The organism is Devosia sp., from assembly GCF_017744655.1.
In the GTDB taxonomy this organism is placed as follows: Bacteria; Pseudomonadota; Alphaproteobacteria; order Rhizobiales; family Devosiaceae; genus Devosia.
This window is the reverse complement of record NZ_JAGIAW010000004.1, coordinates 222006-238895: the sequence shown is the minus strand read 5'-3', so window position 1 is coordinate 238895 and position 16890 is coordinate 222006. Positions and strand designations below refer to the sequence as shown.

Sequence of the window (16890 nt, the reverse complement as noted above, 5' to 3'; positions counted from 1 at the left end):
GTCCTTGAAAGCTGACGCTTACTGCGCCGCTTCCAGCGCCCGACCGTTGAGGTCTGCCAGCGCCCGAGCCAAACGCAGGCTTTCCGGCTGCTCGGCGCGATAGCGATGACCGACTTCCATCATCAGCACGGTATCGGGCAGGAAGGTCAGTTCTGAGAAAATCCGATCCCAGTCGATATCGCCCCAGCCGAGCGGCATGTGCAGGTCGCCGATACCCATGGCAGTGTTTTCCTGCGGGTGGAACGGCTTATAAAAGCCCTGGGGACGGCCAAAGCTGTCATGGACATGCAGATGCCCCGCAACCGGCGCCATCGCTGCAATCTCGCTGAAGAAATCGAGGCCACGATAGGTCGATTCAATATAGGCGTGGCTGAAGTCGATCAGCGCCACGATCTGCGAGTGATCGACCGCCTTGACCGTCTCGGCCACCTCTTTCGGCGTCTGGCGATACTGGCCGAGCTCCGTCGTAAAAATGTTCTCGAGCGCAATGCGCACGCCATAGGGGCGAGCGAAATCACCGAGCTCAACCAGCGCTTCGCGTTCGCGCTCGTCAGCGCCGTTGCGTTCGGCGATCTGGTCGGCGCGCAGGCACCCGCCATGCTGCACCAGCACGCGTGCATTGACGCGGTCACACACTTCCACCAGAGCCTTGGCAGCGTCCATCTGGTAGCGCTGCGTCACCGGGTCCATGAAGTTGGACGAAACCAGGCCATGCACCGTATAGCGGAAATCGAACTGGCTGGTGATGGCAACGAGCCGCTCGGCGCGCTCGGGAATGATGCGGCCGCCCGAAATCAGATCGAGGCTGGTCAGCCCCAGCTCGACCGTATCGACGCCCATCTCGGCCAGGGCACGCAGATCGTCGTGAAAGCTCTGGAATTCGCCGTCGGTAGAGCCGACATTGAAGCCGGTGCCGATGATATTGCCCATTGGGGCCTCCTCAAAAAAGGTCAGGCAGAAACGCTGTCAGTGGCGCGAACCGGACGACCCGCATGGTCGGCGCGGCGGCCCGTCGTGTGATCGAAGACGTGGATGTCGCTCTCGCTCATGGCGAAATGCACCGGCATGCCGGTGCCAAGCGCATTATTGCCATCATCTACGGCGATGATCGGGCTGCCATCGACGCGGGCATAGACGAGACGGGAGGCACCGAGTTCCTCGGTATAGTCGACCACGGCCGCGATGGCGTCCTTGTGACTGGCATCGACGCGGCGAACCAGTTCGGGGCGAATGCCGATGGACACTTCCCGGCTGAGATGCGCCTTGGCGAGATCAGGCAGGTTGAGCATGCCGCCCTTGCCATGACGGAAATAGCCGTCTTCTCCGAAGAAGCCGCGCACCAGGTTCATTGCCGGAGAGCCGATGAAGTCAGCAACAAACAGGCTCGCCGGATGATGATAGACCTCTGAAGGCCTGCCCACCTGTTCGACATAGCCCGAATTCATCACGATCAGCCGGTCGGCCAGCGTCATGGCCTCGGTCTGGTCGTGCGTCACGAAAACCGAGGTGACCCCAAGGCTGCGATGCAGGTTCCGAACCTCGGCGCGCATGGCAACACGCAGCTTCGCATCGAGATTAGAAAAGGGTTCGTCGAAGAGAAACACCTTGGGCTCACGCACCATGGCGCGGGCCATGGCAACGCGCTGGCGCTGGCCACCGGAGAGTTCGGCCGGACGGCGATCGAGATAGGGCTCGAGCGACACTGCCTGGGCAACCTTCAAGACGCGCGCCTCGCGCTCGGCCTTGGGCACGCGAGCGACCTTGAGGGCATAGCCGATATTCTGGCGCACCGTCATATGCGGATAAAGCGCGTAGTTCTGGAACACCATGGCGCAGCCGCGCTCGCGCGGTTCGAGCTGGTTGACGACCTTGCCGCCGATAGCGATCTCGCCGCCCGAAATATCTTCGAGCCCGGCAATCATGCGCAGCAGCGTGGACTTGCCGCAACCGGAGGGGCCGAGGATGACGACGAACTCACCCGCTTCGATCTCGACGTCGACGCCGTGGATGACCTCGGTCTTCTGGAAGACCTTCTTTACGGCCTTGATGGAAATCTGGGACATCGGTTTTCTCCGATCACTTATCGCGGGAAATGAGGCCACGCACGAACCAGCGCTGCATGAGGGCAACGACGAGCAGCGGTGGAAGCATGATGATGAGGGCGCCGGCCATGGTGACGTTCCAGTCTGGCGTGCCATTCATGGTGGGGATGAGGAAGCGCAGCTGCATCACGGCCGTGCCGAAATTGGCGCGATCGGTGGTGATGAGCAGCGGCCAGAGGTACTGGTTCCAGCTCGACACGAACATGATGGTGGCAAGCGCCAGCATATTGGTGCGCGAGAGCGGGATCAGCACGTCCCAGAAGAACCGCATGGCGCTGGCGCCATCCATCTTGGAAGCCTCGGCCAATTCGTCAGGAATAGTCATGAAGAACTGGCGATAGAGGAAGGTGCCGGTGGCGGTCGCCACAAGCGGCAGGATGAGGCCGGTATAGGAATTGAGGAGGTTCCAGTTGAGCGCGATCTGGAAACCCGACACCTGCTGCACGAGCCAGGTGATGCCCACGGTATCCAGAATGGTCTGGAACGGCAGCAGCGCATTGGCCGCGATGGCATAGGTGGGCACGATACGCACTTCGAGCGGCAGCATCAGGGTGATGAAGATCAGCCAGAAGCAGACCATCCGCGCCCTGAAGGTGAAGAAGACGATGGCAAAGGCCGACATGGCCGCCAGCGTGATCTTGCCCACGGTGACGCCGACCGCGACGATGAAGCTGTTCGTCATCTTGGTGCCAAGCCCGCCGCGATCCCAGGCCTCTGCGAGGTTGACCCAGAGCTGGTCGGACGGCCAGAGCGCAATCGGCACGCGGCTGACCTCGTGCAGCGATTGCGAGGCGGCGACGATGACCACCCAGAACGGGAAGATCACCATGGCGAGCCCGATGATCATCACCGCATAGGTGACGGCGTCGAAGAAGGGGGAACGTTCGATCATGAACCGGTCCTCAATTGTAGTGCACGCGACGTTCCACCCATTTGAACTGGATGAACGTGAGGCCGATGACGAGAAGCATGAGGACGATCGACTGGGCGGCAGCGCCGGAATAGTCGAGGCCTTTGAAGCCATCGACGTAGATCTTGTAGACCATCACCTCTGTCTGCCCGACCGGACCGCCCTCGGTCATGGTGTCGATCAGGCCGAAACTATCGGTGAAGCTCGAGATGATGTTCATGATGAGCAGGAAGAACGCGGTCGGCGCGATCAGCGGCAGTTGCAGGTCGAACATGCGCTGCAGGGGGCGCGCACCATCCATGGCGCCGGCTTCGCTGATCGAACGCGGGATCATTTGCAACGCGGCGAGGAAGAACACGAAATTATAGCCGATGCCGAGCCAGGCATGGCAGATGATGACCATGCCAAGCGCCTGGATGCCATTGGTGGATGGGTCCCAGATGCCGGGCCAGATCTCGTTGATGCCGCCCACCAGGCCCGCCTCTGGCGAGAAGATGAAGCGGAAGGCGACGCCTGCCGCAGGGGCCGCGATCGCATAGGGCCAGATGAACACCGACTGGAAGATCTTGGTGCCCTTGAGCGCGCGGTCGACGAAGCTCGCCAGCGTCAGGGCGACCAGCATCGATAGACCGGTCGTGCACATCGCGTAGAAGGCCGAGCGGAGCACGGTGCCCCAGTAGCGATTGTCGCGGAAGATATAGAGGAAGTTGTCGAGGCCCGCCCACAGATTGCCGCCGCCCCAGGGTTGCTCGAGCGTGAAGGCCCAATAGAGCGCCTGCGACGTGGGCCAGTAGAAAAAGACCAGCACGAGGATGAGCTGCGGACCAAGCAGCATCCAGGGCAGCACCTTGTTGCGGTAGACCGCGCGACGTTCCATGGACAGGAATCCTTTCGTCAGAAACAGTTCGCCCGGGCAATTTGCCCGGGCGTTGGTCGTGATCGTGAGATCAGGGGAGCTTCTGACCAGCGTAGGTCTGCTCGAACTTGCGCAGGATTTCGTTCGAACGGGCAGCGGCTTCATCGAGAGCGGCCTGCGGATCGGCATTGTCGAAGATCACCGACTGCATGGCCTTGATGACTTCCTGACGGACGGCGCCGAAGTTACCGAGGCGCACGCCACGGGTGTATTCGCCGGCCGGGGTGTAGAGCAGGGATTCGATGGCCAGTTCACGGCCCTTATAGGGAGCCTTGTCGTAGAAACCGGCAGCCTTCATGGCTTCGAAGCCCGACACGGTGACGGGGATGTAGCCAGTGATGGTCGACCAGTGCTGAGCCTGTTCGGGCTGAGCGATGAAGTTGTAGAACGCAGCAGCGCCCTTGTATTCTTCAGCCGACTTGCCCTTGAGGGTCCAGAGAGCAGCGCCACCGACGAGCGAGTTCTGACGAACGGTGCCTTCCCAGATCGGGAGCATGGCGACCTGCCAGTTGCCCTTCTTCTGGGTGCTGAACGTGCCGTGGTCGGCGATCGAGGACGACGTCATGTTGCAATCGCCAGCGATGAAGGCTTCGTTGGCGGTCTGGCCGGCGGCCTTGGACTTGTGGACCATCAGGCCTTCGTCGAACATGCGCTTGTAGAACGCGAGCTGGTCGACGAACTTGCCCTGGTTGAACAGGACTTCGGCGTCAAGACCGCCGTAGCCGTTGCCGTTCGAAGCGATCGGCACGTTGTGGATGGCCGAGAACTGTTCCCACCACTGCCAGTTGCCGGTCGGGTCCATGGCGATCGGGCAGGAGTAGCCGGCTTCCTTGAGCTTGCGAGCAGCGTCTTCGACCTGTTCCCAGGTTTCCGGCACGCCTTCGAAGCCGACAGCGGCGAGCGCGTCGGTGTCGTAGTAGAACATGGCGGTCGAGTTGTTGAACGGCATGGCGAGCAGTTCGCCGGTCGAGGTCGAGAAGTACGAAGCGACGCCCGAATTGTAGTTCGACCAGTCGATGTTATAGCCGTTGTCTTCCATCAGCTGCTTGACGGGCAGGAAGGCGCCGGAAAGCATCAGGTCGACGACGCCGCCGTCCGAAATCTGGGTAACGGTCGGCTGCTTGTTGGCGCGGAAGGCAGCGATCGTGTTCTGCAGGTTGTTTTCGTAGTTTTCCTGGCTGACGCACACGATCTCATAATCGGCCTGAGACGCGTTGAAGCGCGAGCACATTTCCTGAACTTTTTCGGAAAGGTCGCCGGAAAGGCCATACCAGAATTCGAACTTGGTCTGGGCCATGGCAGGTGCAGCAGCTGCGAGGGAAAGCACTGCGATCGTGGACGCTGCACTGAGCAGCTGGGTGCGGTTCATTTTAGCCTGTCTCCGAATTTAAGGCCGTTTGGCGGCCGGACTCCTAGGCGCCCCGCATGACAGGTCATTCTCAAAGCCATGGCGCTTTGACCAAGACTCCGTGACGGAACGACGAAGGCTCGGAGGAGGATCGATGACAGGGCCCACCGCACACGGTGTCACAGGCCCAAAGCCATCACCGGGCGCACTCCGGCAAGCATCGGAAATTACGAAGATTTCGGCTCTCTTCCACGTCAGACGGAGAGGAAACCACCATCGATCGGAAGCACCGCGCCGGAGACCATGGCGCTATCATCGGAGAGTAACATTGCAACGCTGTGCGCCACTTCTTCGGCCAGCGCAAACCGTTGCAGCGGATGACGAACCATCATCGGCTCGCTCTTCTTCGGATCGCTCCAGGCCACTGCAGCGAGCTCGGTCAGAGTGATCGTCGGCGCCACGCAATTGACCCGAATACCATGCGGCCCCAGCTCCTTGGCAAGCACCCGGCTTGCGCCTTCAAGCCCCGCCTTCGACGCCGCATAGGCCAGGTGATCCTGAAACCCGCGATGCCCGGCAATGGAGGTGATGTTGACGATCGCGCCACCACCACCCGCCTCGACGCGCCGTCGTGCAAATTCCTGGCAGGTGATCAGCGCGGCGCGGAGGTTAATCCCCATCACCGCCTCATAGCCCGCCTCGGTCATGTCGAGCACGCTTTCGAGCACATTGATCCCGGCGCTGTTGACGAGGAAATCGCAGGTCCCCGCCTCCGCCATCGCCGCCCGCGCCGCCTTGGGATCGATGAGATCGACTACCACCGTCCGGCATCCGATCTCCGTACGCAGGCTTTCAAGATCAGCCGCCGTCCGGCTCAGCGCCACGACTTCCGCGCCGCGCGCTGCCAAGACCTGCGCGCAGGCCCGGCCAATCCCCTTACCCGCGCCTGTGACGATAACCGTCTTGCCCGCAAACGACATCCCGGCCCTCTCAGACACGATCAAAGTTGCTCGGCAGCACGATCATGTCGCGGATCGTCACGGTACGCTTGCGCGTCAGCATATAGACGATCGCATCGGCCACTTCCTCGGGGTCCATCAGGCTCCCGCTTTCCTTGGCCTTGCGCAGGTTCTCCTCCGGCCAATCAGCCAGTAGCGCCGAAACCACCGGCCCCGGCGACACCTGCGCCACACGCACCCCATGCGGGATCATCTGCCGGCGCATGCCCTGGACGAAGCTGGTGATCGCCCATTTCGAGCCCGAATAGACCGGCTCCCAATAGGTCGGGAAATGCCCGGCAATCGAGCAGGTCACGACGATATCGCCGGTCTTGCGCGCGATCATGTGCGGGGAGACCGCATGCACGTTCTTCATCACCGCATTGACGTTGAGATTGAGCATCCGGTCGATCGCTTCCGGCGTCGTCTCGGTCAGGTCGCCGCCGATATAGGTCCCTGCATTGCAGTAGAGAATGTCGATATGCGGCACCTTCTGGAGAATTTCCGGCACCATCGCATTGCAGCTCTCCGCATCAAGCAGGTTCGTCACCTGCGGAATGGCCCGCTCCCCAAGACTTGCCGCAAGCTGCTCCAGCCCCTCCCTGTTCCAGTCGACCATCAACACCGTCGCACCCTCCGCGATCAGCGCTTTGGTGCTCGCCAGCCCGATGCCCGATGCTGCACCAGTGATGACAGCAATCTTGCCTTCCAGGGATTCAGCCACAATTTCCTCCAAACTATACGGCCTTACACCGCTCTTAGCTTCTCGCGAATGATCGCGCTGGCAACGACCGGATCAGGCGGCAGCACCGCGCTCCTCAGGGCACGGGAATATTCGTGGCTTGGATTGCCGAGCACCTCCTCGGCACGCCCAGCCTCCACCACATCCCCTTTGTGCATGATTATGACGCGATCCGAAATATAATAGGCCGTCGAAAGATCGTGCGTGATGTAGATGATCGACACGCCAAGCGTATCGCGCAGTTCCCGGAACAGGTTGACGATCGACATGCGCAGCGACGCATCGACCATCGATACCGGCTCATCCGCCACGATCAGCTTCGGTCCCGGGATCAACGCCCGTGCCACCGCGATACGCTGCAACTGCCCGCCCGAAAGCTCATGCGAATAGCGCCCGCGCACTTCGGCCAGCGACAGCCCCACATGCTGCAGCGCCTTGTCGGTCGCCGCATCCACCGCCACCTTGTCCTTGAGCCCCAGAAACCGCTTGGCCGTCGAAAACAGATAATAGTCGAGCGTCGTCAGCGGATTGAAGGCTTCAAACGGGTTCTGGAAGATCGGCTGCACCCGCGCCATGAATTCGAGCCGCTCCTGCCGCGTCCGTATCTGGGCAATATCCTTGCCCATGAAGCGCAAGGTCCCGCTCGTCGGCACCTCATTGCCAAGGATCATGCGGGCCGTCGTCGTCTTGCCGCTGCCTGACTCCCCCACCACGGTGAAGATTTCGGGCTTTTCGGCATCGAGCGTAAAGCTCACATGCTTGACGGCGTGCAGCGTCGAGCGGTCGAGAAACCCGCCGACGCGATAGTCCTTGTTGACGTCCTGAAGTTCGAGCAACGCGGTCATGCGGCCTCCACCTCCCCAGCGCGCCAGCAAGCAACCCGGCCACTATTGCGCGGCAGCAGCGCCGGATTCTCGCTCTTGCATTTGTCGACAGCCAGCGGACAGCGCGGATGGAAACGACACCCGCTCGGCGGATCTGCCAGGTTCGGTGGCTTGCCACCCAGTGCCACGCGCTTCCGCGTATCGCCAATGCGCGGCAGGCTGGCGATCAGATGCGCCGTATAGGGATGCTGCGGCCGCTGGAACACATCGAGCGTCGGCCCCTCTTCGACAAGCCGCCCCGCATAGACAATCCCGATCCGATCGGCGATCGCCGCATGCACCGTCATGTCATGGGTCACGAAAATGATCGACGAGCCCATGCGCTGCTGCACGCCCTTGATCAGCGCCAGCACATCCTGCTGCACCAGCACGTCGAGGGCGGTCGTCGGCTCGTCGGCAATGATGAATTCCGGCTCACACACTGTCGCCAAGCCAATGGTCAGCCGCTGTCGCATGCCTCCCGAAAGCTGGTGCGGGTAGGATTCCAGCACCCGCGGATCAAGCCCGATGCGCTGCAGATGGCTCTCCACCCGCGCCCGGAACTCGCCTTCCGAAAGCCCCATATGCTTGAAGGCAAAGTCATGAAAGGCATGCTTCACCTTGCGCACCGGGTTCAGCACATTCATCGAACCCTGCATCACATAGGAAAGATGCTTCCACCGCGCCGCCTTCATCGCCGGGCGCTGGGCATAGACGTCCAGCTCCTTGCCCCCGAAATCGAATTTGACCGAGCCTTCCACCACCCGCAGCGGCGGCGTGATCGCCCCCGCAATGGTCTTGATCAGCGAGGATTTTCCCGAGGACGACTCCCCGGCAATCCCGTAGATTTCATTGCGCTTGATGGTCAGGGAAACATCATCGACGGCCCGCACTTCGCGGCGCACGCCAAAATAGTTCATCTGATAGTAGGCCTTGAGGCCTTCCACCCGCAGCACCGGCTTGGCTTCAACGCTGGCAGACTTGTTTTCGACTGCGGCAAGCATGGCTACGCTCCCATCCGGCTAAGGCGACTGCGGGGGTCGATATATTCGTTGACCGAAATGGCGAGCAGGAAGAGCCCGAGAAACAGCAGCACCACGGCAATGATCGGGAAGGCGATCCACCACCAGATGCCGGCAATGATCGCCTGGTGCTGGTTGGCCCAATAGATCATCCCGCCAATGGTCGGCCTGTTGATGTCCGAGAACCCGAGCACCGACAGCGTCACCTCAAGCCCGATGGCCCAGATGAGATTGTTCATCGCCGTAAAGAAGATGACCGGCATCACATAAGGCAGATGCTGGCGCACCAGGATTTGCGGCACGCTCATCCCGGCAAACACAGCATGCCGGGTAAACTCGCGATTCCTCAGGCTCAGCGTCACCGAACGAATGAGCCGCGCATCATAGTTCCAGCCGAGCAGTGCCGCGGTCAGCGCCAGCACCGGCCAACTCATCTGGTCGCGCATGACGAAGTAGACCAAGAGCAGAATGGGAATGTTCGGCAGCGCGATCATCGTGTCGTTGATCGTCATCAGGAACTCGTCCCACTTGCCCCCGAGATAGCCCGAGATCATGCCCACCGCGACGGCGAACAAGCGGCTCAGAATAGTGACGCTCAGCCCGAACAGCATGGTGTTCCAGATGGCCGAACTCATCTGCCAGAGCACGTCCTGCCCGCGCGATGTCGTGCCGAACCAGTATTCGGCCGAAGGCGGCATATCGGGCGGCAGGAGATAGATGGCCGTGTCCGGCATTGGCGCCCAGAAATGCGCCAGCGCGAAGAGGAAGATGGCCAGCGTCAGGATAAAGCCGATGGTGAATTCGATATTGTAGCGTAGCAGGTCGCGCAGAATCTTGAACATGGTCAGCCCAGCCTCACGCGCGGATCGATGAGCGGATAGAGAAGGTCGATGATGAATACCGCGACCGCCACCGAGATGATCGACATGGTCGTCACCCCCAGCACCAGCGAATAGTCCCCGCGATAAATGCCCTGGATCAGCAGTCGCCCCACACCGGGATAGTTGAACAGGAACTCGGTGATGACAGCGCCGCCGAACACATTGCCAAGGCTCAGCGCCAGGCCAGTCAACTGCGGCAGCAGCGCATTGCGCGCCACATACTGGGAAAAGATCTTGCTCGAATTGACCCCACCCAGCTCGGCATAGACGACGTGGTCATCGGTCACGATATTGGACACCAGCGAGCGCATGGAAATGAACCAACTGCCGATACCGACCAGCACCAGCGTCAGCGCCGGCAGCGTGCCGTGGAGGATCAGCGAGCGGATGTATTCGAAGGTGAAACCGGGCTGCAGGTTCATCTGCGCGCCACCCGAAATCGGCAGCACCGGCCAGATGAAGCCAAAAGCCAGGAGCAGCACGAGGCCGATGATATAGGCCGGCACCGGATGGAGAGCCATCACCGCCGCGCCCGACAGTTTCAGCAGCACATTGGAGCGATAGTAGCCCGCCAAGGCCCCGAGCAGATTGCCCAGCGACCAGGTGATAATGAGTGCCAACGTGAGCAGCCCGATCGTCCAGGGCAGCGCCCCCATGATCAGCGACATCACCGGCGTTGGGAAGGCCGAGAGCGACGGCCCGAAATCGCCGCGCAACACACGCCCCCAGAACGAGAGATATTGGTCGAGCATAGTTCCCTGAAGCCCATAAAGCTCTTCGAGCGCCGAACGCATCAGTTCCACCGAGCGCGGATCGGTGGCGCCGAAACTGGTCATCAACGAAACCGACTGCTCCACCGGATCGACCGGGGAGAGGTTGGTGATGAGGAAGGCCAGCGAAACGCCCAGGAAGATCACAAGGAAAAACTGGAAGAAGCGCCGGACGAGATATTTGGCAAAGCCGTCCATCTGGGGCCCGTTCTCGAACAATAAGTGTCGGAAGGTGCGGGCGGGGCCGAAACCCCGCCCGCCTTTAGGCTTACTGCGCAGCCGGCGCGTTCGGGTTGGCTTCCAGCGCCACGATCATGTAGCGCAGGTTGCTCCAGTTTGGACCCGAAGCGGCATAGGGGTTCGCAGCGCTCGGGTAACCCGTCCAATAGGTCGTGTCGAAGGGCGCGAACTTGTTGTAGGCCATCAGCGGAATGAACGGCATCTCCTCGACGGCGAGCTTGAGATAGTCCATCCCGAGCTCGACCACCTTGGGATCATCGAAGCCCACGGTACGGTTGGCTTCGATGATCTGGTCGAGGCGTTCATCCTGCCAGCGCGTCAGGTTACGCGGCGGCTGCACTTCACCCTTGGGCTTGATGAAGTCCGAGTGGTAGCTTTCAAGGAAGAACGAGAGGTCGGGGTGACCGCCCCAGGTCTCGACAGTCCAATAGATCGCCGCTTCATAGTCACCACCGCCGAGGCGCTGGCCATTGGTCGGGCCGGCCACATCCACCGTCGTCTGGATGCCTTCCATAGACCACTGCTGGGCGATGATCGTACCGGCGCGCGCCAGCGTCGGAATGGCGTCGCCTTCAACCATCAGCTTGATGGTGAACGGGGTGCCATCAGGCTTCAGCCACTGGTTGCCGTTCTTGGTGAACCCGGCCTTCTGCAGCAGTTCGGCCGCGGCAGCGAGATCCTGCTTCCACCAGCCTTCGCCGAACATGGCCTTCAGCTGGGTCGGATCGGACGGGATCTGGTCACCCCACTGGGGTTTTACGAGCGCCGCAATCTGCTCGGCCGTCGTCGGGTCATAGGGCTTGATCGTCCGCGTGCCGGTATTGACCTCGTAATTGGTCAACCATTCCTGCATCGGCTGATAATAGTCGGTGATCGCCGAACCCGTGGGCGGGGTCGAAAGCGCAGCAAGGTTCGCCGCACCGCGATAGGAGCCCATGGCGACCGAACGAATGTCGATCATCAGTGCCAGCGCCCAGCGCACGTCCTTGTTGCTGAACGGTTCGACCTGGTGGTTGAACAGCACCGACGGCAGCGTCGGATCAGGATGCGCAAACGGGAAGCCCGGGAACCAATAGGCCGTCGAGTCAGCCGCATCGCGGGCAATGGTGAACATGCCTTCTGGCGCGATGTCGTTGATCACGTCGAGGTTGTGGTTCATCTGCTCGATGACGCGCGCATCCGGGTTACCGGCATTGCGATAGACCACATACTTCACATCCGGCGCCTCGGTCAGGCCCTGGCCAATGGACGTCCGCTGCCAATCGTCGCGCAACTTCCAGATCACCCAGTTGCCGGCGGTGTCATAGCTATGGAGCACATAGGCCGAGAGCGAAACCGGCGGATTGGCCGCATAAGTCAGCGGATCATCGACCGTCTCGAACACATGCTTTGGCATGATCCAGGCCGCATTCCAGCGCACCGTGAAAAGCGTATGGAAGCGCGAATTCGGCGCCTTGAGGTTAAAGACCACCGTATTGCGATCCGGCACCTCGACACTTTCGACGTTCACCGTAAACGGCGCGCTCCAGCCCATGCCGGGATGCGCGATCTGCGTATCGACCGTATATTTGACGTCATCGGCAGTGAACTCGACGCCATCGCTCCAGAAGATGCCCTCCTTGAGCTTCACCGTCATCACAGTGAAATCGTCATTATAGACCGGCTTGTCCGCCGCCAGCGCATTGGTCCAGGCCGCATCGCCCGTACCTTCGGGGTTGATCCACCAGAGCGTATCGGCCGTCAGCTGCTGATTGCCATTGGTGGTGGCACCACCGCCCGGCGCCCAGAGATTGAACCATTCGGCATTCTGCGCCGCCGGTCCCTGGATGATCAGCGCCTCGTTGCGGGGGATACCCGCAATAAAATCCTGGGCAGCAACCGGCATCGCCATAGCGGCGATGGCAAGAGCGGCTGCAGCCAGCTTCTTGAATAGCATGGTCGTTCCTCCTGATGCCCGCAAAAGCGGACAGCGACCCCGCTGAGCCCACAGGGCTCGGCACGTCGCCTCCCTCGTCTCGTAACCGCGCCGCGCATAGTCCTCCCGCGGCACCGTCCGGCATCTTTATCGACAATTTTCAAACCGAGAGCAACAGGATTATCGACAAAATATCCAGTCAATTCGCATTTTCAGCCGGATTTCCGCATTTTACCCATTCAAAAGCACTCATATTATTGACAACACGACGTGGATTGATAGGTTGATATCGACAACGGCGGCAGAGGACCGCAGTTCATTTCGTGAAGCTGATCAGGGTGGAGAGAAGACGATGACAGCGACTTATGACGTCCGCATCGACGTGGACGCGGGCGCGAGCCGCGGTGTATACCGGCCATTGTGGAACTGGTTCGGCTATGACGAGCCGAATTACACCTACACCGCCAATGGCAAGAAGCTGCTCAACGCGCTCACCGAGCTCAGCCCCGAAGCCCCGCGCGTACGCACGCACAATCTTCTCACCTCAGGCGACGGCAAATATGCCCTCAAATGGGGCTCGACCAATGCCTATACAGAAGACGCCAATGGCAACCCGGTCTATGACTGGACCATCATGGACCAGATTTTCGACGCCTATGTCGAAGCCGGCAATATCCCGCTGATCCAGGTCGGCTTCATGCCCGAAGCCCTCTCCAACGATCCCGGCGAGTATCGCCACCACTGGGCGCCCGAGGATAAGTACGCCACCATCATGACCGGCTGGGCCATGCCGCCCAACAACCTGAAAAAGTGGAGCGACCTCGTCCACGCCTGGGCCCGGCACCTCGCCGATCGCTATGGCGAGGAAAAAGTCCTCACCTGGCCCTGGGAAGTCTGGAACGAGCCCGATGGCCTCTACTGGAAGGGCACCATTCCCGAATTCTGCGAGATGTACGACGTCACCGCTCGCGCCATCAAAGCCGCCCTCCCCGGCGCCCGCGTCGGCGGCCCGCACACCTGCGGCGCCTTCAACAATCCCAAGGCGCAGAAATTCCTCCGCGAGTTCCTGCAATATGTCGTCGACCACAATTCGCCGATCGACTTCATCGCCTTCCACGCCAAGGGCAATCCTGTGATCTGGAAGGACCATGTCCGCATGGGCCTCCACAAGCAACTGCGCGACATCGAGGCCAACCTCGCCATCGTCAACGAATTCCCCACCCTGCGCCACCTGCCTACGGTCATCGGCGAATCCGACCCCGAAGGCTGCGCCGCATGTTCGGCCCGCGTGCACCCGCAAAACGGCTATCGCAACGGCCCCCTCTACGGCGCCTATGTCGTCGAAAGCATGATCCGCACCTATGAACTGAGCAAACGCGCCGGCGTCGAGATCGAAGGCGCCGTCACCTGGGCCTTCCTCTTCGAAGACCAGCCCTGGTACGACGGATTCCGCGATCTCGCGACCAATGGGGTCGACAAGGCGGTGCTCAATGGCTTCCGCATGCTTGGCAAATTAAAGGGCGAATGGGTCACCGCCAAATCCGACCACGCCATCTCCATCGAGAACATCATGGAACACGGCGTCCGCGACCAGCCCGACGTCAACGCCGTCGCCACCCGCGACGACACCGGCGTCTCGATCCTCGTCTGGAACTACCATGACGACGATGTCGAAGACGGCGCCGCCAACGTCACCCTGGCCCTCAAGAACATCAAGCCGGGCAGCCACAAGCTGACCCACTACCGTATGGACAAGGACCACTCCAACTCCTTCGGCGTCTGGAAAGCCATGGGCTCGCCCCAGTCCGTCACCGGCGACGACTACAAAAAACTGGAAGCCTCAGGCCAACTCGCCGTCCTCGAAACAGGAACCGCGAACGCCCCCTCCGGCACCGTCACCCTGACCACCAACCTCCCCCGCCAGGGCGTCTCCCTCCTCCGCATCGACTACTAACCGAGCCCGATGCGACAGCACCCCGCCAGACCTCCCAAGGGGCGGGGTGCTTTTTTTCGCCCCCGCTTCATGGATGCGAGCTTCCCACCTCCACGGCGTCATCCCCGCGAAAGCGGGGATCTCTTTTTCAGGTAAAGAAGGGGCATTCCTGCCTCCGCGGGAATGCCGTTGTGGTTGAGAGAAATAGCGAAGCACCCCCTCATCCGGCGCTTCGCGCCACCTTCTCCCCAATGGGGAGAAGAACAGACCGGCGATCACCTCTTATTCCTCGCCCCATCGGGGAGAGGGTGGATCGCGCAAAGCGCGAGACGGGTGAGGGGGAGCCATCCGGCCTTCATAGCCAGTGGAGGCAACCAGCCCTTAGCCTCACTCCACCAACCCAATATACCGTCTCTTCGACGGCTGCAGATGATCCACGCACAACTGGGCAAGCAGCCAATTATCCCGCCCGCTCAGCATCTCGATCATCAACCGATGCTGGCTATGCGAAATGTCCAGCGCTGCCCGATCCGCCATCGAGTTGGCCCGCACCGGCAGGCTGTAGCGCATATAGAGCTCGATGGTCTGAACCAGATACTTGTTCCCGCACGCCCGAAACAGCGTCAGGTGAAACCGGTCATTGGTCTCGTGCACGCCGCGCAGATAGCCGCTTTCGATATGCTCGCCATGCTCCTCATGGATTTCGAGCAATTCATCAATAAGCCCCTGCGGCGCCGGTAGCGGAATAAGCAGCGCCGCCTGCCGTTGCACCAGTTCGCGCACGGCATAAATCTGTCGCACCTCGTCCGGCGTCAGCGTGCGCACCATGGCGCCCTTGTTCCGCTCGCGCACGACGATGCCCATCTGCTCGAGCTGCACCAGCGCCTGCCGCACAAAGTGCCGCGTCACCGGAAAGCGTGAGAGCAGAGAATCCTCGGTCAACCGCGCCCCCGGCGCCAATCGACCGAAAATGATGTCCTCTTCGAGCGCCCGCGCAATGCCCTCATGATCGAGGTCGGTATTTTCGTTTTCGTCAGCCATCAAAGAGCCCCGCAGGCAGTCTGCTTCGTCTTCTATCAGATAGTCGCAGCCGGTTTAAATCCGCTCAGTTGATAGGCCGCCTCGACCAACCGCAGTGTTTCCAAATTATCCACCGCGCTCGTTTCAAACCCCTGCCCGCGCGTTAGCGACGATACAAAATGCGCAATCGCCCCATCATAGGCAGCCTGATAGCTCACGCCGGGATCAAACGTCACCTCTCGCGGCCGCGGCCCAAACAGCCGCAGCACCGACCCATCGAGATGCACCGTCCCCTCGGAGCCAAAAATCCCGAGCTGGTCCGTCGGCGCCGGCGCCGCTCCATGCACCGCCAGATTACCCGACACATCCAGCGGCACGCCGTCCCCGCGCCGCCGCAAGCCCAATATGGCACTATCTTCACCGAGGATTTCGTCATTGCTCCGCTTGAGCCGCGCCGAATGAAGATCGAACTCCCCAAACAGTGAGCGCAACGTATCGAGGTGATGAATCAGCACCTCCATCACCAGCAGCCGCTGCTCAGTCCTGAAAAACGGCTGCCGCACCAAAGCCGGCCGCTGCCCATCCGCCCCGGCGATCATGCCGCTCGAATGAAAATCGAGCCGGATAGAAGTGATGTTGCCAACGACACCAGCCTCAAGCCACCCGCGCAATTCCCGATAGTAGGGCCGAAACCGCCAGTTCTCATGCACCATCAGCGGCACGCCATCCCCGACGTCCGCCACCAGCGCCTCAGCCTCGGCGAGATCGACGCCCAACGGCTTCTGGCACAGCATAGGCAGCCCCGCCGCAGCGCCTGTCCTCACATTATCAGCATGAAACCGCCGCGGTGTCGCAATATCGAGCGCATCGAGTTTTTCGCCCGCGAGCATTGCCTCGAAACTCGAATAGCGCCCGGCAATCCCGAAGCCATCCGCCCGCGCCTTCAGCGCCACCGGATCGGGATCGCATATCGCCACCACCTCGGCGCCATCCACCTTCGCCCAGGCCGGCAGATGATATTGCGTCACCCACCCGGCCCCTACCAAACCAATGCGCACCACGACCCTCTTATCAATAATATCACCAGACACCGTCCATATCGGATTGTCGGTGATTACAGTGATTTCCCTGACTTTATGCGCATTTCGGCTTCCCGTACACCCACTTCTCGCAATTCGTCACCGCACATTATTGACAATAATTCAAATGACTGTAGGAATGGCCACAAGA

15 protein-coding genes are annotated in these 16890 nt (G+C 61.0%); 1 reads left to right on the top strand and 14 read right to left on the bottom strand.

Annotated features, from left to right (window positions below; translation table 11 throughout):
* Positions 1 to 18 precede the first annotated feature (18 nt).
* From J7557_RS10525 to J7557_RS10470, 12 genes are all read right to left on the bottom strand, one after another.
* A complete protein-coding gene (locus tag J7557_RS10525; protein WP_291420014.1) occupies positions 19 to 930 on the bottom strand; it encodes a TIM barrel protein in 912 nt (303 codons plus the stop codon).
* Between the two features lie 20 nt (positions 931 to 950).
* Positions 951 to 2063 carry an ABC transporter ATP-binding protein gene (locus tag J7557_RS10520; protein ID WP_291420013.1) on the bottom strand — a complete coding sequence of 371 codons (1113 nt, stop codon included), beginning with the start codon at positions 2061 to 2063 and terminating at the stop codon, positions 951 to 953.
* Between the two features lie 13 nt (positions 2064 to 2076).
* Positions 2077 to 2994 (bottom strand): ABC transporter permease subunit, encoded by a 918-nt coding sequence (locus tag J7557_RS10515; RefSeq protein WP_291420012.1) that lies wholly within the window; start codon positions 2992 to 2994, stop codon positions 2077 to 2079.
* A 10-nt stretch (positions 2995 to 3004) separates the two neighbouring features.
* Positions 3005 to 3889, bottom strand: coding sequence for an ABC transporter permease subunit (locus J7557_RS10510; protein ID WP_291420011.1), 885 nt, complete (start codon positions 3887 to 3889; stop codon positions 3005 to 3007).
* Positions 3890 to 3959: 70 nt separating this feature from the next.
* Entirely contained in the window at positions 3960 to 5297 is a 1338-nt protein-coding gene (locus J7557_RS10505) for an extracellular solute-binding protein (protein ID WP_291420010.1), read from the bottom strand.
* A 233-nt stretch (positions 5298 to 5530) separates the two neighbouring features.
* Positions 5531 to 6256: an SDR family oxidoreductase gene (locus tag J7557_RS10500; RefSeq protein ID WP_291420009.1), complete on the bottom strand. Its 726-nt coding sequence runs from the start codon at positions 6254 to 6256 to the stop codon at positions 5531 to 5533.
* 10 nt (positions 6257 to 6266) lie between these two features.
* The gene (locus tag J7557_RS10495; protein ID WP_291420008.1) at positions 6267 to 6998 is read right to left on the bottom strand and encodes an SDR family oxidoreductase; all 732 of its coding nucleotides are present in this window, start codon (positions 6996 to 6998) and stop codon (positions 6267 to 6269) included.
* Between the two features lie 23 nt (positions 6999 to 7021).
* Positions 7022 to 7861 (bottom strand): ABC transporter ATP-binding protein, encoded by an 840-nt coding sequence (locus J7557_RS10490; RefSeq protein WP_291420007.1) that lies wholly within the window; start codon positions 7859 to 7861, stop codon positions 7022 to 7024.
* Positions 7858 to 8883 (bottom strand): ABC transporter ATP-binding protein, encoded by a 1026-nt coding sequence (locus J7557_RS10485; protein WP_291420006.1) that lies wholly within the window; start codon positions 8881 to 8883, stop codon positions 7858 to 7860. Before J7557_RS10485 ends, J7557_RS10490 begins: the two co-directional genes overlap by 4 nt.
* A 2-nt stretch (positions 8884 to 8885) precedes the next feature.
* The gene (locus J7557_RS10480; protein ID WP_291420005.1) at positions 8886 to 9743 is read right to left on the bottom strand and encodes an ABC transporter permease; all 858 of its coding nucleotides are present in this window, start codon (positions 9741 to 9743) and stop codon (positions 8886 to 8888) included.
* Positions 9744 to 9745: 2 nt separating this feature from the next.
* Positions 9746 to 10750, bottom strand: coding sequence for an ABC transporter permease (locus J7557_RS10475; RefSeq protein ID WP_291420004.1), 1005 nt, complete (start codon positions 10748 to 10750; stop codon positions 9746 to 9748).
* Between the two features lie 70 nt (positions 10751 to 10820).
* Complete coding sequence (locus J7557_RS10470) at positions 10821 to 12728, bottom strand: ABC transporter substrate-binding protein (RefSeq protein ID WP_291420003.1); 1908 nt, start codon at positions 12726 to 12728, stop codon at positions 10821 to 10823.
* Positions 12729 to 13059: 331 nt separating this feature from the next.
* Between J7557_RS10470 and J7557_RS10465 the strand changes: the two genes are divergently transcribed.
* Entirely contained in the window at positions 13060 to 14661 is a 1602-nt protein-coding gene (locus J7557_RS10465) for a beta-xylosidase (RefSeq protein WP_291420002.1), read from the top strand.
* Positions 14662 to 15027: 366 nt separating this feature from the next.
* Here J7557_RS10465 and J7557_RS10460 read toward each other — a convergent pair whose 3' ends face one another.
* Positions 15028 to 15681, bottom strand: a complete 654-nt coding sequence (locus J7557_RS10460; RefSeq protein ID WP_291420001.1) for a GntR family transcriptional regulator — start codon at positions 15679 to 15681, stop codon at positions 15028 to 15030.
* Positions 15682 to 15716: 35 nt separating this feature from the next.
* Complete coding sequence (locus J7557_RS10455; protein WP_291420079.1) at positions 15717 to 16736, bottom strand: Gfo/Idh/MocA family oxidoreductase; 1020 nt, start codon at positions 16734 to 16736, stop codon at positions 15717 to 15719.
* Positions 16737 to 16890: the final 154 nt, after the last annotated feature.

Bases quoted from the DNA above. Each gene is read 5' to 3' on its own strand.
- J7557_RS10515 (WP_291420012.1), bottom strand. From the start codon at position 2,994: ATGATCGAACGTTCCCCCTTCTTCGACGCCGTCACCTATGCGGTGATG.
- J7557_RS10460 (WP_291420001.1), bottom strand. From the start codon at position 15,681: ATGGCTGACGAAAACGAAAATACCGACCTCGATCATGAGGGCATTGCG.
- J7557_RS10490 (WP_291420007.1), bottom strand. From the start codon at position 7,861: ATGACCGCGTTGCTCGAACTTCAGGACGTCAACAAGGACTATCGCGTC.
- J7557_RS10520 (WP_291420013.1), bottom strand. From the start codon at position 2,063: ATGTCCCAGATTTCCATCAAGGCCGTAAAGAAGGTCTTCCAGAAGACC.
- J7557_RS10480 (WP_291420005.1), bottom strand. From the start codon at position 9,743: ATGTTCAAGATTCTGCGCGACCTGCTACGCTACAATATCGAATTCACC.
- J7557_RS10475 (WP_291420004.1), bottom strand. From the start codon at position 10,750: ATGGACGGCTTTGCCAAATATCTCGTCCGGCGCTTCTTCCAGTTTTTC.
- J7557_RS10465 (WP_291420002.1), top strand. From the start codon at position 13,060: ATGACAGCGACTTATGACGTCCGCATCGACGTGGACGCGGGCGCGAGC.
- J7557_RS10505 (WP_291420010.1), bottom strand. From the start codon at position 5,297: ATGAACCGCACCCAGCTGCTCAGTGCAGCGTCCACGATCGCAGTGCTT.
- J7557_RS10470 (WP_291420003.1), bottom strand. From the start codon at position 12,728: ATGCTATTCAAGAAGCTGGCTGCAGCCGCTCTTGCCATCGCCGCTATG.
- J7557_RS10510 (WP_291420011.1), bottom strand. From the start codon at position 3,889: ATGGAACGTCGCGCGGTCTACCGCAACAAGGTGCTGCCCTGGATGCTG.
- J7557_RS10500 (WP_291420009.1), bottom strand. From the start codon at position 6,256: ATGTCGTTTGCGGGCAAGACGGTTATCGTCACAGGCGCGGGTAAGGGG.
- J7557_RS10485 (WP_291420006.1), bottom strand. From the start codon at position 8,883: ATGCTTGCCGCAGTCGAAAACAAGTCTGCCAGCGTTGAAGCCAAGCCG.
- J7557_RS10525 (WP_291420014.1), bottom strand. From the start codon at position 930: ATGGGCAATATCATCGGCACCGGCTTCAATGTCGGCTCTACCGACGGC.